Origin of the sequence: Pseudomonas sp. SGAir0191 (genome assembly GCF_002812565.2) — a bacterium.
GTDB classification, from domain to species: Bacteria; Pseudomonadota; Gammaproteobacteria; order Pseudomonadales; family Pseudomonadaceae; genus Aquipseudomonas; species Aquipseudomonas parafulva_B.
This window is the reverse complement of sequence record NZ_CP025035.2, coordinates 4,952,123-4,969,463: the sequence shown is the minus strand read 5'-3', so window position 1 is coordinate 4,969,463 and position 17,341 is coordinate 4,952,123. Positions and strand designations below refer to the sequence as shown.

Here is a 17,341-nt window from a genome sequence, read left to right as displayed (position 1 = left end):
GCTTGCCGCGACGAGGAGATAACAATGTCCAAGAAGATTCACGTAACCGATACGATCCTGCGCGACGCCCACCAGTCTCTGCTGGCCACCCGTATGCGCACCGAAGACATGCTGCCGATCTGCGAGAAACTCGATAAGGTCGGTTATTGGTCGCTGGAAGTCTGGGGGGGCGCCACCTTCGATGCCTGCGTGCGCTTCCTGAAGGAAGACCCGTGGGAGCGCCTGCGCAAACTGCGTGCAGCACTGCCCAATACGCGCCTGCAAATGCTGCTGCGCGGCCAGAACCTGCTGGGTTACCGTCACTACAGCGACGATGTGGTCAGGGCATTCGTCGCCAAGGCCGCCGTCAATGGCATCGACGTATTCCGCATCTTCGACGCCATGAACGATGTGCGTAACCTGCGTGTGGCCATCGAGGCGGTCAAAGCCTCGGGCAAGCACGCCCAGGGGACCATCGCCTACACCACCAGCCCGGTGCACACCATCGAGGCGTTCGTGAACCAGGCCAAGCAAATGGAGGCCATGGGTTGCGACTCGATCGCCATCAAGGACATGGCCGGCCTGTTGACCCCGTTTGCCACGGGCGAGTTGGTCAAGGCGCTCAAAGCCGAGCAGTCGCTACCGGTGTTTATCCACTCCCACGACACCGCCGGCCTGGCAGCCATGTGTCAGCTCAAGGCTGTGGAAAACGGCGCCGACCACATCGATACCGCCATCTCCAGCTTCGCCTGGGGCACCAGCCACCCGGGTACCGAGTCGATGGTTGCTGCGCTCAAGGGTAGCGAGTTCGACACCGGCCTGGACCTGGAACTGCTGCAGGAAATCGGCTTGTACTTCTACGCCGTGCGCAAGAAGTACCACCAGTTCGAAAGCGAGTTCACCGCCGTGGATACCCGCGTGCAGGTCAACCAGGTGCCGGGTGGCATGATTTCCAACTTGGCCAACCAGCTGAAAGAGCAGGGCGCGCTCAACCGCATGAACGAAGTGCTGGCAGAGATCCCGCGTGTGCGTGAAGACCTCGGCTTCCCGCCGCTGGTGACGCCGACCTCGCAAATCGTTGGCACCCAGGCGTTCTTCAACGTGCTGGCCGGCGAGCGCTACAAGACCATCACCAACGAAGTGAAGCTGTACCTGCAAGGCGGTTACGGTAAAGCCCCTGGCGTGGTCAACGAGCAGCTGCGCCGCCAGGCGATCGGCAGCGAAGAAGTGATCGACGTGCGCCCGGCCGACCTGCTCAAGCCAGAGATGACCAAGCTGCGTGCCGACATTGGTGCTTTGGCCCGTTGCGAAGAGGACGTGCTGACCTTTGCCATGTTCCCGGACATTGGTCGCAAGTTCCTCGAAGAACGCGAAGCCGGCACCCTTACCCCGGAAGCGTTGTTGCCAATTCCGGAGGCTGGCGCCGTTTCTGCGCCAGGCGGTGAAGGCGTCCCGACCGAGTTCGTCATCGACGTGCACGGTGAAACCTACCGCGTCGACATCACTGGCGTTGGTGTGAAAGCCGAAGGCAAGCGCCACTTCTACCTGTCGATCGACGGCATGCCGGAAGAAGTGGTGTTCGAACCCCTCAACGAGTTCGTTGGCGGCGGCGGCAGCAAGCGCAAGCAGGCTAGCGAGCCGGGGCATGTGAGTACCAACATGCCCGGCAACATTGTCGATGTGCTGGTCAAGGAAGGGGACATGGTCAAGGCCGGCCAGGCGGTGCTGATCACTGAAGCCATGAAGATGGAGACCGAAGTGCAGGCGGCTATCGCCGGCAAGGTCTTGGCAATCCACGTGGCCAAGGGCGACCGTGTCACGCCGGGTGAGATCCTGATCGAGATCCAGGGCTGATTCAGACCCTAATCTATAAGCGGTTTACCTCGGGGGAGCGGATGCTCCCCTTTTTCTTTGCTGGATTCACCGGCCTCTTCGCGGGTAACCCGCTCCCATAGGATCGCCGCAGGTTCCGACATCGAGTTAATCCTGTGGAAGCTGGCTTGCCGGCGATAGGGCCGGTGAAGCCAGCGCAAAAATCAGTCTTTGCGGCAAGCCTCGAGGGTTACTACTTGGCCCTCTGGCTGTTGATTCTCATCACTCAACCACCGCTCAAACCCGGTAGCCACCTGCGGCCACTCATCATCGGTAATTGAATACCAGGCCGTATCGCGGTTGTGGTCCTTCACCACCAAGTGCTTGCGGAACACCCCTTCGAAGGTGAAACCAAAGCGCTCTGCCGCGCGCTTGGAGCGGGCGTTGGCGTTGTTGCACTTCCACTCCAGCCGGCGGTTGCCCAGTTCGAAGCTCAGCTTACCTAGCAGGTACACCGCCTCGGTGCCCTTGGGGGTGCGCTGCATGGCGGCGCCGAAGGCGATGTGGCCGATTTCGATGCGGCCGTGGTCGGGCACAATCGACATCAGGCTGAGAATGCCCTGAGCCTGGCCGGTGGGGCGGTCGATGACGGTGTAGAACAGGGGGTCGCGGCCTGCGGCGTTGCCGTCCAGCCAGCGGTCGAAGGCGGCACGCTCGGTGAACGGGCCATAAGGCAGGTAGTCCCATAGCATCGGGTCGGCGGTTGGGCCCTGCAGCACTTCCCAGAGGTCGTCGCCATGGCGCGCAGGGTCGAGCTTTTCCAGGCGGATGAAGCGGCCCTCGATGGGCTCGGCCTGGGGCGTTGCAGCGGGTTTCCAGTTCAATGCGTCTGTCATGTTCAGCCTACAAGCCTTTGCGAAATTGGATAAAGCCCGAGCGCTCGGCAACCTGCTGATACAGGCTGATGGCGGTGGCGTTGGTTTCGTGGGTCAGCCAGTGCACCTTGATGCAGTTATCGCCCTTGGCTGTGGTGTAGACGTGCTCGATCAGCTGGCGACCAACGCCCAGACCACGCTGCGCGCTGTCGACGTACAGGTCCTGTAGGTAGCAGGAATTCTCGATGCTCCAGTTGGAACGATGGTAGATGAAATTGACCATCCCCACCGCCTTGCCATCCACCCAGGCCAGTGCCGAATGGGTCGGCTCACTCGGGTCGAGCAGGCGCTGCCAGGTGCTCAGGCTGACGTTATCGGCCAACTTGGTTTCGTAGAAGTGCAGGTAGGCTTGCCACAAGGCGTGCCAGGCGGCGTGATCTTGAGCGGTGACAGGGCGCAGGGTAACGCTGGGCATGGGGCTACTCCTTCAAAGCTGACGCATGTGCGCTGCGAGTTGGTTGTCCAATTGATCGGGGCTGGCGGCCAGGCTTTCGCGCACGCCGGCGATGTCTTGCTCGGAGCGGTTCTGGCTGAGCTTGCGCGCACCTTGCAGGCGGGCGATGGGCAGGCGGACACCGACGATGGCGCGGAGCATGCCGTCGAGGTAGTCAGCCGGGGCGTCGGTGACGCTCCATGGCTCGTTGCGGCCTTGTTCGTGGCGCTCGGTCAGGCGGCTGACGATAGTCAGCAATGCTGCTGGGTCTTGGATTATCTCGGCCGGACCGTAGGCGTGTACGGCTAGGTAGTTCCAGGTCGGCACGACCTTGGGGTTATCGGCTTTGCTTGGGTAGTACCCGGGGCTGACATAGGCATCGGCGCCGGGGAAGACCAGCAGGGCTTCGCCACCTTGTGCCAGGTCCTGCCATTGGCGGTTGGCCCGTGCCAGGTGCGCATAGACGGTGCCTAACTTGCCTTCGTCGGTATCGACCAGCACCGGCAGGTGTGTGGCCAACAGGCCTTGTTCTCCTTGGCTGACTAGCACGGCCAGGCGGGTATCGAGCATATGCTGGTGCAGGCGGCCGAGGTCGTGTTCCTGGTGGGGTTTGCTGTTGTACATGCTCGGTTTCCTTGTGCAACGGTGCCATCCTAGCCAGGCTATTGGTTCTGGGTAAGAGCCATTACTGCCTGTTTTGATAGGTCCAATACCATGAGTGATAGCCCCCTCGTTTTGCCTTTCGACCCTTCCGGGATCGCCTTGGATCGCCATCGCGGGCTTAGCCAGCAGCTGTACCAGGCGCTGCGAGCGCGGGTGCTGGATGGGCACCTGAGCAGCGGAACCCGGCTGCCGGCCACCCGTGAGTTGGCCACCATGCTGGGGCTATCACGCAACAGTGTGGTGCGGGCGTATGACCAGTTGTACGCCGAGGGCTACATCGAAAGCCGGGTGGGTGATGGTACTTACGTAAGTCGGCTACCAAAACTATCCACACGAGTATCCACAGGCTTATCCCATGGGTTATCAACAGACTTATCCACATTTTCACTAAATGATACTGAGGATTTATCCAGCAAACGGTGTTTCAGTGACGCTTTTCAGCGGCTGAAAACCAACCACTTGCCGCCGCCAAGAAGCGGTCAGCCGCGTGCTTTCCGCGTCGGTATTCCCGCATTCGACCTGTTCCCGTTTGACGTCTGGGCCAAGCTGCAGGCGGGTTTCTGGCGTCATCCGAGCCCCGCTCAACTGGGTTATGGCGACCCGGCGGGCGAGCCGATGCTGCGCGAACTCATCGCTGCCTACTTGCGAGGCTCGCGTGGGCTGAGTTGCATGGCTGAACAAATTGTGATCACCAGTGGTGCACAACAGGCCATCAGCCTTTGTGCACAGTTGCTGCTGCAACCAGGCGACGGTGTGGCTGTGGAAAACCCGGGCTATCGGGCAGCCGGTCATGCCTTCGTACTGGCGGGTGGCCGGGTGCGTGGTGTAGCGGTGGATGAAGAGGGGATGGATTGCACTCGGCTAGCGCAATTGGAGGATTGCCGGCTGGCCTACGTGACGCCTGCTCATCAGTACCCGACCGGGGTGACCATGAGCCTGGCGCGTCGCCTGTCACTGCTGGCCTGGGCCGAGCGTAACGACGCCTGGATTATCGAGGACGACTATGACGGTGAGTACCGATACCGTGGCGCGCCCTTGGCCCCGCTTGCAGCGCTCGACCCGCACGGGCGGGTGCTGTATGTCGGCACCTTCGGCAAAATCGCCTTCCCGGCGCTGCGCCTGGGTTACCTGGTGCTGCCGCCGCCGCTGGCCCAAGCGTTCAGCCAGGGCAAGGCGTTGGCGGTGCGGCATTCCGAGGTCAGCAGCCAGTGCGTGATGGCCGAGTTCATGGCCCGTGGGCACTTTCAGCGGCATATCCGGCGCATGCGCAAGGCGGCGTTGAGCCGACGCAATGTGCTCAAGGCCGGCTGGCCTGTGGATATTCCCGGGTTGGGTGCCATGCCGGCAGTGGCGGCCGGGCTGCATGTGAAGGTGGATGTGGATAACTTTGCGCGTGAGCAGGAACTGGTAGCCAAGGCTGAGGCGGTGGGTATAGAGGTGACGGCGCTAAGCAATTTCTGGTTGGCGGACAGCGAGGTGCCTGTGGATAAGCGGGCAGGGCTGGTGCTGGGGTTTGCAGCGGTGCCGGAAGGGGAAATTGCCGAGGCCTTGATGAAACTGCGCAAGGCTTGGCGGCCACTTCGCGGGTAAACCCGCTCCAACAGGATCTGCACAGCACTCAAGGTCAGCGCTGTACCTGTGGGAGCGGGTTTACCCGCGAAGCAGGCGACTCAGGTCCCGGACTTGATTCTGGTCCATGCGCGGGTCCGCGCACGCTCTGCATCTCGCGCCAATGGCTTGAGGGTGTACAGCTTGGTCATTGCCTCTGCCGTCGGGTAGAGGTTGGGATTGTTGCGAATCGCTGGGTTCACCTTGTCGGTCGCATCCTTGTTCGGGTTGGGGTACCCGACAAAGTCGCTGATCGGCGCAATCACCTCCGGCCGCAGGAGGTAATTGATGAACGTATAGGCGTCTTCCGGGTTGGCCGCGTTTTTCGGTATCGCCAGCATGTCGAACCAGATCGGTGCGCCCTCCTTGGGCAGGCGCATGTCCACCACCACGTCGTTCTTGGCTTCGCGGGCGCGGTTGGCGGCCTGAGAAAAGCTGCCGCTGTAGCCCACTGCTACGCAGATGTCGCCATTGGCGATGTCTGCCATGTACTTCGAGGAGTGGAAGTAGGTGATATACGGGCGAATCTTCAGCATCAGCGCCTCGGCCTTCTTGTAGTCGGCCGGTTTGTCACTGTTGGGTGGCAAGCCCAGGTACTGCAGGGCCAGCGGCAGAATTTCCGAAGGCGAGTCGAGCAGGGCCACGCCACATTGCTTGAGCTTGGCAATGTTCTCTTCCTTGAAGATCAGGTCCCAGCTGTCCACCGGCGCATTGTCGCCGAGCGCAGCCTTGACCTTGGCCGGGTTGAAGCCGATCAGTATGGTGCCGTACATGTACGGCACGGCGAAGCGGTTGCCGGGGTCGTTGGCCTCGATCAGCTTCATCAGGGCCGGGTCCAGGTGTTGCCAGTTCGGCAGCTTGCTGCGATCGAGCGGCTGGAACACGCCGGCCTCGATCTGCTTGGCCAGAAACACGTTGGATGGCACCACCACATCGTAACCAGAGTTGCCGGTCAGCAACTTGGCTTCCAGCGCTTCATTGGTATCGAAGATGTCATACACCAGCTTCACACCGCTGTCCTTCTGGAAGTCGGTTAGCGTCTGCGGGGTGATGTAATCGAACCAGTTGTACACGCGCAGCGTGCGCTGTTCGGCCTGGGCGGGCAGGGTACCCGCGCACAGTACTGCAGCAACGAGAGGGGCGAGTAGCTGTTTGAGGGTGGCCATTATCGAGCTCCGGGTTGTGCGCGTTGGAAGCCTTCGAGCACGTTGACGGCGTTGATGCCGATTTCTTCCACGGCATAGCCACCTTCCATCACGAACAGGGTGGGCTTGCCGAGCTGCGCGATGCGCTTGCCCATCTCCAGGTAATCAGGACTGTCGAGCTTGAACTGGGAGATCGGATCGTCCTTGAACGTGTCCACCCCCAGCGATACCACCACGACCTCCGGCTCATACGCGGCGATGCGCTCGCAAGCGTCTTCCAGAGCTGCCCGCCAGGTCGACCAGTCACTGCCTGCCGGTAGCGGATAATTCACGTTGCAACCCTCGCCGGCACCGGCTCCGGTTTCGTCGGCATAGCCTAGGAAGAAGGGGAACTCATCCTGAGGATCACCGTGAATGGAGGCGAAGAAAACATCGGCGCGGCTATAGAAAATGTCCTGGGTACCATTGCCGTGGTGGTAGTCCACGTCGAGGATTGCCACCTTTGCTCGCCCTTGGTCGAGGAAGGCCTGGGCAGCGATGGCTGCATTGTTCAGGTAGCAGTAGCCCCCCATGACGTCGCCTGCCGCGTGGTGCCCCGGTGGACGACACAATGCGAACGCGGCGTGGGCACCCTGCTCGATGGCCGCTTGCGCCGTGAGCGCGACCTGGGCTGCGCTGTAGGCGGCCTGCCAGGTGCCTGCCGTGATGGGCGCCCCTGCATCGAAACTGTAGTAACCCAGCTCACCGTGCAACCCGGTGGGCTTGACCGCCCGCAACGTGCGAGCAGGCCAGGTATAGGGAAGCAGATCGCCCTCCTGGCCCATGGCTGCCCAGCGCGCCCAGGCACCTTCGAAGAAGTCGAGGTAGTCGGCACTGTGTACGCGCAGTAACGGCGCACGGCCAAAATCGTCAGGGCCTCTGACCTCACCCAGCTCGCGTTTGCGTACCTGGGCCAGGACGTGATCGGCACGCGAGGGCATTTCGAAGCAAGGCATGAGCTTGCCGTCGATCAGCTCGCAGCGGCCATGGTGCAGACGGTGATCATCGGAATAGATCGTCAGCATTGTTGTTCTCCGGTGGGTACTGGCGTGCATCCATTGTCACGAACGGGGCCGCTTAGCGAGAACATCCGAATCGGCCAAAAGAGGATAGATATGGCCAACGTCGAACACCTTCATCTTCGCGGCAGTTACCCTGGGCCTAGCAGCAGGGTCATCCACGAAACCGAGTCGGCGCCACGCCACTCCAGCGCACAAAGGCATGACGGAAACTGGCCGTCTCGCTGTACCCAAGCGTTTCGGCAATGCGGTGGATCGGCATGTGCCCGTCAGCGAGCAGTTCCTTGGCCCGTTCGAACTTCAACTCATCGAGCAATTGCTGATAGCTGCAGCCCAGCGCCTGCAAATGACGGCGAAGCGTACGGGACGAACAGTTCATCTGCCGTGCCAGGCCCTCCAGGCCCGGCGCTGCTTCCAGTTGATTGACAAGCAATTGGCGAACGCGCCCTAGCCATGCCTGCCGGCCGGTGAACTCGAGGTTCAGGCGTCGGCATTGCTCTTTCATGGCCTTGTGGGTGATCGGATCGGCCAGGGGAAGTGGCGCGTCTAGCCAGTGCCGCTCGAAGGCAAAGGCATTGTCATGGGAGGCGAAGGTGGTCGGGCACTGGAACATGCGCCTGTAGCACGCGTGGTAATCCGGGCGCAGGTGCTCGAAGCGAGCCCCGAGCAGCGGCAGATCGAGGCCTAGCAAGTCGTCGCAGATGACCTTCAACGACACCATGCAGAATTCGGCGTTGAAAGCGCTGAGCGCAGGGCTGTCCCGATAATCGCTGGCGCTGAGCCAGACACGGTGGCCGTCGTCGACCAGACGCAAGGTAAAAACTGTTCCCAGCAGTGCCGGATACTCCAATGCCAGGCTCAGGGCGTCACCCAAAGTGGCACTGGACAGCAGGGCGTACCCCAGCATGCCGTAGGAAGACACGCGCATGCGCTGGCCCAACTCCAGGCCAATATCCTCCCGACGTGCCACGGCATTGGCACAGACCTGCAGTTCCTGCTGGGTCGTGATGCGTGCATCGGCATGGCCAAGGTCCGCTGGGCCTATGCCGCTCCCGGCCAGCAGTTCCGAGGCTTCGCAGCCTTGAGCCTGGAAGACGTTGAGAATCAGCGAAACCGCGTTGAGGGTGGTCAGGTGGCTGTGCAGCATGCTGGGTGGTCCCGTAGGTCTGGGACGCATTACCGAGCAAGTTGTATGCCGAGTGCCGTCAATGCCTGCCAACCGGCACCGGGCGGGCAAAAAAAAAGCCCGAAGCATACGCCCGGGCTTAGGAAAGGTTGAGAGGTGTCTAGTCCCTCGACCTGGTGAGACGGTTACAACGTGCTGGTCAGGCCTTGAGCGGAACCAGACGCGGGGCAATCATGTTTTCCGGACGCAGGATGTCGTCGAGCATCGCGTCGTCCAGCAGCTTCTCTTCGCGCACCAGTTCAAGCACACCGCGGCCGGTTTCCAGGGCAACGCGAGCGATACGGGTGGCGTTTTCGTAGCCGATATAAGGGTTCAGGGCAGTGACCAGGCCGATCGAGTGCTCGACCAGTTCACGGCAGCGCTGCTCGTTGGCGGTGATGCCGACGATGCAATGCTCGCGCAGCATGTCCATGGCGCGTTGCAGCAGGCGAATCGAGTCGAAGATCTTGTAGGCGATCAACGGCTCCATCACGTTCAACTGAAGCTGGCCGCCTTCGGCCGCGACGGTCAGGGCCAGGTCGTTGCCCATGATAGCGAAGGCCACTTGGTTCACGGCTTCAGGGATTACCGGGTTTACCTTGCCTGGCATGATCGAGCTGCCTGGCTGACGAGCCGGCAGGTTGATCTCGTTGATGCCGGTACGTGGGCCGCTGGACAGCAGGCGCAGGTCGTTGCAGATCTTCGACAACTTGACCGCGGTGCGCTTGAGCATGCCGGAGAACAGTACGAAGGCGCCCATGTCGGAGGTGGCTTCGATCAGGTCGGCAGCCGGTACCAGTGGCTGGCCACTGATGGTCGCCAGACGCTGTACGGCCAGAGCTTGGTAGCCCGGATCGGCGTTGATGCCGGTGCCAATCGCGGTGCCACCCAGGTTGATCTCGGTGAGCAGCTCAGGTGCCAGCGAGCGCAGACGGTTGAGGTCTTCGGTCATGGTGGTGGCAAAGGCGCGGAATTCCTGGCCCAGGGTCATCGGCACGGCGTCCTGCAGCTGGGTACGACCCATCTTCAGTACGTGGTCGAACTCTTTACCTTTGGCAGCAAAGGCCTGGATCAGGCTGTCGAGGCTGGCCAGCAAGGCGTCGTGGCCCAGCAGCAAGCCCAGGCGAATAGCGGTGGGGTAGGCGTCGTTGGTCGACTGCGCCATGTTCACATCGTTGTTGGGGTGCAGGTACTGGTATTCACCCTTCTGGTGACCCATGGCCTCCAACGCAACGTTGGCGATGACTTCGTTGGCGTTCATGTTGGTGGAGGTACCGGCACCCCCTTGAATCATGTCGACCACGAACTGCTCGTGGTAGTCGCCCTTGATCAGACGGGCGCAGGCTGCACTGATGGCAGCGTGCTTTGCATCGCTCAGGTGGCCCAGCTCACGGTTGGCATCGGCAGCCGCCTGCTTGACCATGGCCAAGGCCACGACCAGCTTGGGGTAGTGCGACAGGGGGACGCCAGAGAGGTGGAAGTTGTTGGCAGCGCGCAGGGTCTGGATGCCGTAGTAGGCATCGGCAGGAACTTCAAGGGTGCCCAACAGATCTTTTTCGACGCGGAACGATGCAGCAGCGGACATGATAAATATCATCTCGAGTTTGACCCGGCACATGCCGGAATGGCGCCAATCCTAGGCCCTAAGGTGTTTTTGCGGCCAATGCTGTTGCACGCTAACCTATGCACAAACGGCATAGTGATAGATGTGACGCCGATTGATTTTCGAGCGTGTTCCATTTTGGTGCACGGCAGGGGAGCGGCCCAATGAACCTAGAAAGCAAATGGCTGGAGGACTTTAGTGCCCTGGCCTCGACCCGCAGTTTTTCCCAGGCGGCGGAGCGGCGCTTCGTGACGCAGCCGGCCTTCAGCCGGCGGATTCGTAGCTTGGAGGCAGCCTTGGGGCTTACCCTGGTCAACCGTTCCCGCACCCCTATCGAGCTAACAGAGGCGGGCCAGCTGTTTTTGGTAACAGCCCGTACGGTTGTCGACCAACTGAGCGAAATTCTTCGCCATTTGCATCATCTCGAGGGTGGCCAGGGCGAAGTGATTCAAGTGGCGGCCGCGCACTCGCTCGCGTCGGGCTTCTTCCCGCGCTGGGTGGCCCAGCTGCGCAACGATGGGCTGAACATCGCCACCCGGCTTGTTGCCACCAACGTCGGCGATGCAGTGCATGCCTTGAGGGAAGGCGGCTGCGACCTGATGCTAGCGTTCTACGACCCTGATGCAGCCTTGCAGATGGACGCCGAAATCTTTCCCTCGCTGCACATGGGCACCACCGAGATGTTGCCCGTTTGTGCCGTGGATGCCGAAGGCAAACCGTTGTTCACCCTTGAGGGTGAAACCAGCGTGCCATTGTTGGCCTACAGCGCCGGCGCCTTCCTTGGCCGTTCGGTGAACCTGCTGCTGCGCCAGCGCAATCTGCGCTACACCACCGTCTATGAAACCGCCATGGCTGACAGCCTCAAGAGCATGGCCCTGGAGGGGATGGGGGTGGCATGGGTACCGCGACTGTCCATGCGCGGCGAACTGGAGCGTGGAGAACTTGCGATCTGCGGTGGCAGCCAGTGGCACGTGCCGCTGGAAATTCGCCTGTACCGCTGCGCCTTGGTCCGAAAGGCCAACGTGCGCTTGCTGTGGCGCAAACTGGAGTCGACCAGCGTTCAAGGCGAGGTGTCTGTTTGAATCCTTGATTCGTGTCGCTGTGCGTTAGCCCATCGAGCGTGAAAACTTGTCCCGCGAGACAGCTTGCCCTTTGATCCGGCATGTGCTTATGGGGGTGGGCGCTCCCTTCATGAATACGCTACAATCCTGCGCCTTCGGCCGACCCGGTCGATTCATAATCCGTATGACAAGCCACGCCGGTCCACCTGCGTGGCTTGTTGCTTTTAGCGCGCCAGAAGGCGCTTGCAGGAGAGGCTCGACGATGAGTGCACTGGTTGGCGTGATCATGGGCTCCAAGTCCGATTGGTCCACCCTTAGCCACACCGCCGATATGCTGGAAAAACTCGGCATTCCCTACGAGGTGAAGGTGGTTTCCGCCCACCGTACGCCGGATCTGCTGTTCCAGTACGCCGAAGAAGCTGACGGCCGGGGCATCGAGGTGATCATCGCCGGTGCCGGTGGTGCGGCCCACTTGCCTGGCATGTGCGCGGCCAAGACCCACCTGCCGGTGCTGGGCGTGCCCGTGCAGTCGTCGATGCTTTCAGGCGTTGATTCGCTGCTGTCGATCGTGCAGATGCCGGCCGGCGTGCCGGTTGCCACGCTGGCCATCGGCCGCGCGGGCGCGATCAATGCCGCGCTGTTGTCGGCCAGCATCCTCGGCGCCAAGCACCCTCAGTACCACGCGGCGTTGAAGCAGTTCCGCACGGAACAGACCGACACCGTGCTGGATAACCCAGATCCGCGTCAGGCTTGAGGTTCAACCCATGAATATCGGTGTAATTGGTGGCGGCCAGCTGGGCCGCATGCTAGCACTGGCGGGTACTCCGCTGGGCATGAACTTCGCCTTCCTCGACCCGGCGCCTGATGCCTGTGCCGCCTCTCTGGGCGAGCACCTGCGCGCAGGCTATAGCGACCAGGAGCAGCTGCGCCAGCTGGCCGACCAGGTTGACCTGGTTACCTTCGAGTTCGAGAGCGTTCCGGCCGAGACCGTGGCTTTTCTTTCGCAGTTTGTGCCGGTATACCCAAGTGCCGAGGCCCTGCGCATCGCCCGCGACCGCTTGTTCGAGAAAAGCATGTTCCGTGACCTGGGGATCCCCACCCCTGCGTTCGCCGACATCCTGTCGCAGGCAGACCTGGACGCCGCAGTGGCGAGCATCGGTCTGCCAGCGGTGCTCAAGACCCGGACGTTGGGCTACGACGGCAAGGGCCAGAAAGTCCTGCGCACTGCGCAGGACGTGGTAGGCACCTTTGCCGAACTGGGCAACGTGCCGTGCCTGCTCGAAGGCTTCGTACCCTTTACCGGTGAAGTATCGCTGGTCGCTGTCCGGGCCCGCGATGGCGAAACACGGTTCTACCCGCTGGTGCACAACACGCACGACAGCGGCATTCTGCACCTGTCGGTCGCCAGTCAGGCGCACCCGCTGCAAGCGCTGGCTGAAGACTACGTCGGTCGCGTGTTGCAACAACTCGATTATGTCGGGGTCATGGCGTTCGAATTCTTCGAGGTCGACGGCGGGCTCAAGGCCAATGAAATTGCACCGCGCGTGCACAACTCCGGGCACTGGACCATCGAAGGCGCCGAGTGCAGCCAGTTCGAAAACCACGTGCGTGCCATCGCCGGTTTGCCATTGGGTTCCACGGCCAAGGTCGGCGAGAGCGCCATGGTCAACTTCATCGGTGAAGTTCCCCCAGTGGAGCAGGTCGTGGCCATCGACGACTGCCACCTGCACCACTATGGCAAGGCGTTCAAGGCCGGGCGCAAGGTCGGACATGCCACATTGCGGTGCCAGGACATGGCCACGCTCGAGCACAAGATTGCGCAAGTGCAGGCGCTGATCGGCAACTGATCGAGCGTCAATTCGAACTTCTGCATCCGGCGGGCCCTCTGAAGTGGCAACACGCCAAAGCGCAGCCTAGGCTTTGGCGTGTTCCATCTTTACTGCAAGGGGATTGCCATGGGTATCATCGGAACCATTTTCATCGGCCTCATCGTCGGCCTGCTGGCTCGTTTCATCAAACCGGGCGACGACAGCATGGGCTGGATCATGACCATCCTGCTCGGTATCGCTGGCTCGCTGTTGGCCACCTATGGCGGTCAGGCGCTTGGTATCTATCAGGCAGGTCAGGCAGCCGGCTTCTTTGGTGCACTGGTAGGCGCCATCATCCTCCTGGTGATCTACGGATTCATCAAGAAACGCTGAATACTGGTTAGAATGCCGGCAATTCATCCCGAGTTGCCGAGCATTCCATGCGTGCCTTCTTCATTGCCCTCCTGTTGTCGGCCAGTTCCCTGGCCCATGCCGAATTGCCCGAGACCGACTGGCTGGAACTGATGCCCAAGTCGGACCAGAAGGCGCTCGAGCAGATGCCCGAAATCGACCATAACTCCCCCGAGGCCATGGGCACCTTCACCGCCAAAGGTGGCTTGAAGCAGAGCAAGGGCTTGCCTGCGGTCATGTACTCGACGAAAACCGTGCCCGCCCTGGACGGCAAGGACATTCGCCTGGGCGGCTACCCTGTGCCGCTTGAAAGCGATGCCAAGGGCAATAGCACCCTGTTCTTCCTGGTGCCTTACCCTGGCGCGTGTATCCACGTCCCGCCACCGCCACCTAACCAGCTGGTGTTGGTGCGCTATCCAAAAGGGCTGAAGATCGATGACATTTACGCACCGCTGTGGGTCAGCGGCACGCTGAAGGTGGAAAAGGTCAGCAACGACCTGGCCGACGCGGCCTATGCCTTGGACGCCGCGAAGGTGAGGGTAGTGGTGGACGCCGATCTTTGAGGCGTGTGTGGGACTAGGCCTTTGAGATCACTTCACAATCGATCCTGACCCCCAGCGAGCTGCTGGCCCCGGGCTGCAACTGCACCACGTCATCCCATACGTTCGCCGTCTCGATGCACAGCATGCGCTGCCAGCCGTCATCGGCCATGTCCGGCAATTCCTTGGCCCGTGCGGTCCAGGGGTTCCAGATCACCGCTGAACGGGATCGGCTGCTGGTCAGGATGATCCGCCTGCCCCAGGCCGGGTCGACGATGCTCAACGTTTGCGGCGTATTCAGATAGATCCGGTCCGTCTCGCCGCTAAACGCCAGCGCGCCCTGCTGATGGCGCTGTTGCCAGTCGGACAGGGTTTCGATGTAAGACAAACCCTCGACACCGTGGACCTCGGCCTGGCGCACATCACTGACTGCAAAATAACTGTGCAAGGCCTGGCTGAGGGTGACCGGGCTATCGCCAAGGTTGCGGCTGGTCAGTTGCAGCGTCAACGCCGCGTCCAGCACGACCACCAGCTTGAGCTCTACAGGGTGCGGCCACCCGGGCAACCCGCCTTGCGCTTCGGCCATTTCGAACTCGATCCGCAGGCTTTCGCCCACTTCCTCAAGGCCCAGCAATTGCCAGTCACGCGTCCGGACAAGCCCATGGGCTGGCGCGTGTTCAGCGTGGTACATGGACTGCACGGTTTCGGGGTTGCGCTGCAGGTTGCCGAACCAGGGCCAGCACACAGGCGCCCCTGCCCGGACCGATTTCCCCTGGCGGAAAATGGCCTCGTCGCTCAACCAAAGCAACGGCGGCTCGCCAGTGCGCTGGTAGCTGAGGACCTGCGCACCCTGGCGGGCGATCAGTAGTTCGGCGAAGCTGCTGCGGATACGCCAGCAGTGAAGCTCGCCATGTTGCTCGGTCGATACCTGAAAGATAGCCATTGCGTCATCTCATTGGTTGCCAGTGGGCCTTGGACCCGGGCGCAGGCAATGAGTTTACCGCCGGCAGGCCTCAGCGACGAGGGACGGAACGGGTACGGCCGCTGCCATCGATGGCGACGAAGACGAAGACGGCTTCGGTCACCTTGCGCCATTCGCTGGACAGTGGATCGTCGCTCCATACTTCGACCATCATCTGGATGGAGCTGCGTCCGATCTCCAGCGTCTGCGTATAGAAAGACAACTGTGCGCCCACGGCCACCGGTACCAGAAACGCCATGCGATCTATCGCCACGGTGGCAACGCGGCCACCGGCAACACGGCTGGCCATGGCGGTACCTGCCAGGTCCATCTGGGCGACCAGCCAGCCGCCGAAGATATCGCCAAAGCCGTTTGTTTCCCGTGGCAGCGCGGTGATCTGCAGAGCAAGGTCGCCCTGCGGAATTGGATCTTCTTGTTCGAGCTCAATCATGCGGTGGGGGCCTCTGACCCGTGACGCTTTTCTTGGATGCGGCGCTTAGGCCGGTAAACGATTCAGCTGACAACATACTACGCCGATTCGTATGACGGGACGGCCGTGGGAAATGCTTCGAAACCGTCTGAGTATAGTGACCGGTGTTTTCGCACAATATCCCACGCTAGCAGGACACATTTCGTACGAAACGCCAGTATATAGAGCATCTACGCGAGCGACGACCATGCGTTCTTGCAGGTCGGTAAGGATTGCGTGTCGCTTTCAGCCGTGTCCGGCAATTTGCTATCTTCGCCTTCGCCTTGAACAAGCCGCATCCCGTGTGGCGTTGCCCTATAAAGAGAATAACCGTGATGACTTCCGCGCCGAGCAGTATCGAGCAGGCCCCGCGGCCGCTGACCCGCAGTGACTACAAGACCCTTTCACTGTCTGCACTGGGCGGTGCGCTGGAGTTCTACGACTTCATCATCTTCGTGTTCTTCGCCACCGTGGTTGGCAAACTGTTCTTTCCGGCCGACATGCCCGAGTGGCTGCGGTTGATGCAGACGTTCGGCATTTTCGCCGCAGGCTATCTGGCACGGCCCCTGGGCGGCATCATCATGGCGCATTTTGGCGACCTGCTGGGCCGCAAGAAGATGTTCACCCTGAGCATATTCATGATGGCCTTGCCCACCTTGATCATGGGCCTGTTGCCGACCTACGCGCAGATTGGCCTGTGGGCGCCGATCCTGTTGCTGTTGATGCGGGTGATCCAGGGAGCGGCCATCGGCGGGGAAGTGCCAGGCGCCTGGGTATTCGTCTCGGAGCACGTGCCAGCGCGCAATACCGGTTATGCCTGCGGTACGCTCACTGCCGGTTTGACAGCCGGTATCTTGCTGGGCTCGCTGGTCGCGACCTTGATCAACAGCGTCTACAGCGCTGAAGAAGTGGCCAGCTATGCCTGGCGAATCCCGTTCCTGCTGGGCGGCGTGTTCGGTCTGTTTTCGGTTTACCTGCGCCGTTGGCTGCATGAAACCCCGGTGTTCGCAGAAATGCAGCAACGCAAGGCCCTGGCCGAAGGGCTGCCGCTTCGGGCCGTGCTGCGCGATCATCGCGGGCCCATCGTGCTATCCATGTTGCTGACCTGGGTGCTTTCGGCAGGCATCGTGGTGGTGATCCTCATGACACCAGCCCTGCTGCAGAGTATCTACCACATCAGCCCTACCGACTCGCTCAAGGCCAACAGCCTGGCGATCGTATTGTTAAGCCTGGGTTGCATTGGCGCCGGTAGCCTGGCCGATCGCTTCGGTGCAGGCCGTGTGTTCGTGGTCGGTAGCCTGATGTTGCTGGTCAGTTCCTGGGCGTTCTACCACAGCTTGCCCACGCGGCCGGAGCTGTTGTTCCCGTTGTATGCGGTGACCGGCTTGTGCGTGGGCGTGATCGGCGCAGTGCCCTATGTGATGGTCAAGGCATTCCCGGCTGCGGTTCGTTTTAGCGGCTTGTCGTTTTCCTACAACGTTGCCTATGCCATCTTCGGCGGCCTGACGCCGATGGCGGTAACCGGGCTTCTGAAGGTCAGCCCCATGGCGCCCGCTTACTATGTGGCTGTACTGTGCGTGGTCGGCTTTTCTGTAGGTCTGTACTTGCTCGCCAACAAGCGTTGAATTGCCTTGGCCACTGACACTTGCTCCCTGCAGGCAGCGCTTCGACACGATGATGGCATTTCATCC

17 protein-coding genes are annotated in these 17,341 nt (G+C 61.4%); 8 read left to right on the top strand and 9 right to left on the bottom strand.

The genetic code is table 11. From position 1 onward, the window contains the following. Positions 1-24: 24 nt before the first annotated feature. On the top strand, positions 25-1,833 hold the full coding sequence (gene oadA, locus CWR53_RS22375; protein ID WP_100852516.1) for a sodium-extruding oxaloacetate decarboxylase subunit alpha: 1,809 nt from the start codon (positions 25-27) through the stop codon (positions 1,831-1,833). 182 nt (positions 1,834-2,015) lie between these two features. Here the strand turns inward: oadA and CWR53_RS22370 are convergent, their stop codons facing one another. The 3 genes from CWR53_RS22370 to CWR53_RS22360 are packed head-to-tail and all read right to left on the bottom strand — an operon-like array spanning position 2,016 to position 3,783. After that, on the bottom strand, positions 2,016-2,687 hold the full coding sequence (locus CWR53_RS22370; RefSeq protein WP_100852515.1) for a GNAT family N-acetyltransferase: 672 nt from the start codon (positions 2,685-2,687) through the stop codon (positions 2,016-2,018). A gap of 7 nt (positions 2,688-2,694) precedes the next feature. Further along, positions 2,695-3,141 carry a GNAT family N-acetyltransferase gene (locus tag CWR53_RS22365; RefSeq protein WP_058602739.1) on the bottom strand — a complete coding sequence of 149 codons (447 nt, stop codon included), beginning with the start codon at positions 3,139-3,141 and terminating at the stop codon, positions 2,695-2,697. A gap of 12 nt (positions 3,142-3,153) precedes the next feature. Beyond that, positions 3,154-3,783 carry an FMN-binding negative transcriptional regulator gene (locus tag CWR53_RS22360; protein ID WP_100852514.1) on the bottom strand — a complete coding sequence of 210 codons (630 nt, stop codon included), beginning with the start codon at positions 3,781-3,783 and terminating at the stop codon, positions 3,154-3,156. 90 nt (positions 3,784-3,873) lie between these two features. Here CWR53_RS22360 and CWR53_RS22355 point away from each other — a divergent pair, with 90 nt between their 5' ends. Continuing rightward, positions 3,874-5,412: a PLP-dependent aminotransferase family protein gene (locus tag CWR53_RS22355; protein ID WP_100852513.1), complete on the top strand. Its 1,539-nt coding sequence runs from the start codon at positions 3,874-3,876 to the stop codon at positions 5,410-5,412. An 80-nt stretch (positions 5,413-5,492) separates the two neighbouring features. On the opposite strand, the gene CWR53_RS22350 is transcribed toward CWR53_RS22355, so the two are convergent. The 4 genes from CWR53_RS22350 to aspA all read right to left on the bottom strand — a co-directional run bounded on the left by CWR53_RS22350 (position 5,493) and on the right by aspA (position 10,383). Beyond that, complete coding sequence (locus CWR53_RS22350; RefSeq protein WP_100852512.1) at positions 5,493-6,596, bottom strand: polyamine ABC transporter substrate-binding protein; 1,104 nt, start codon at positions 6,594-6,596, stop codon at positions 5,493-5,495. Then, on the bottom strand, positions 6,596-7,639 hold the full coding sequence (locus tag CWR53_RS22345) for a histone deacetylase family protein (protein ID WP_058602743.1): 1,044 nt from the start codon (positions 7,637-7,639) through the stop codon (positions 6,596-6,598). The genes CWR53_RS22350 and CWR53_RS22345 overlap by 1 nt, the downstream gene beginning before the upstream one ends. Positions 7,640-7,787: 148 nt before the next feature. Then, positions 7,788-8,780: an AraC family transcriptional regulator gene (locus CWR53_RS22340; protein ID WP_100852511.1), complete on the bottom strand. Its 993-nt coding sequence runs from the start codon at positions 8,778-8,780 to the stop codon at positions 7,788-7,790. A gap of 178 nt (positions 8,781-8,958) precedes the next feature. After that, entirely contained in the window at positions 8,959-10,383 is a 1,425-nt protein-coding gene (aspA, locus tag CWR53_RS22335) for an aspartate ammonia-lyase (protein WP_058602745.1), read from the bottom strand. 182 nt (positions 10,384-10,565) lie between these two features. On the opposite strand from aspA, the gene CWR53_RS22330 reads away from it, so the two are divergent. From CWR53_RS22330 to CWR53_RS22310, 5 genes are all read left to right on the top strand, one after another. Then, positions 10,566-11,483 carry a LysR substrate-binding domain-containing protein gene (locus tag CWR53_RS22330; protein ID WP_100852510.1) on the top strand — a complete coding sequence of 306 codons (918 nt, stop codon included), beginning with the start codon at positions 10,566-10,568 and terminating at the stop codon, positions 11,481-11,483. A 241-nt stretch (positions 11,484-11,724) separates the two neighbouring features. Next, positions 11,725-12,216, top strand: a complete 492-nt coding sequence (purE, locus tag CWR53_RS22325) for a 5-(carboxyamino)imidazole ribonucleotide mutase (RefSeq protein WP_023532690.1) — start codon at positions 11,725-11,727, stop codon at positions 12,214-12,216. Between the two features lie 10 nt (positions 12,217-12,226). Next, positions 12,227-13,309, top strand: coding sequence for a 5-(carboxyamino)imidazole ribonucleotide synthase (locus CWR53_RS22320; RefSeq protein ID WP_058602747.1), 1,083 nt, complete (start codon positions 12,227-12,229; stop codon positions 13,307-13,309). 108 nt (positions 13,310-13,417) lie between these two features. Further along, positions 13,418-13,663 carry a GlsB/YeaQ/YmgE family stress response membrane protein gene (locus tag CWR53_RS22315; protein WP_058602748.1) on the top strand — a complete coding sequence of 82 codons (246 nt, stop codon included), beginning with the start codon at positions 13,418-13,420 and terminating at the stop codon, positions 13,661-13,663. Between the two features lie 47 nt (positions 13,664-13,710). Beyond that, a complete protein-coding gene (locus tag CWR53_RS22310; RefSeq protein ID WP_058602749.1) occupies positions 13,711-14,244 on the top strand; it encodes a DUF3299 domain-containing protein in 534 nt (177 codons plus the stop codon). Between the two features lie 13 nt (positions 14,245-14,257). Here CWR53_RS22310 and CWR53_RS22305 read toward each other — a convergent pair whose 3' ends face one another. Together CWR53_RS22305 and CWR53_RS22300 are read right to left on the bottom strand one after the other, a co-directional pair. Further along, positions 14,258-15,163 (bottom strand): D-hexose-6-phosphate mutarotase, encoded by a 906-nt coding sequence (locus tag CWR53_RS22305; protein ID WP_100852509.1) that lies wholly within the window; start codon positions 15,161-15,163, stop codon positions 14,258-14,260. 70 nt (positions 15,164-15,233) lie between these two features. Then, on the bottom strand, positions 15,234-15,632 hold the full coding sequence (locus tag CWR53_RS22300) for an acyl-CoA thioesterase (protein WP_003253317.1): 399 nt from the start codon (positions 15,630-15,632) through the stop codon (positions 15,234-15,236). 353 nt (positions 15,633-15,985) lie between these two features. On the opposite strand from CWR53_RS22300, the gene CWR53_RS22295 reads away from it, so the two are divergent. Beyond that, positions 15,986-17,275: an MFS transporter gene (locus CWR53_RS22295; protein ID WP_058602751.1), complete on the top strand. Its 1,290-nt coding sequence runs from the start codon at positions 15,986-15,988 to the stop codon at positions 17,273-17,275. The last annotated feature ends 66 nt before the right edge of the window (positions 17,276-17,341 follow it).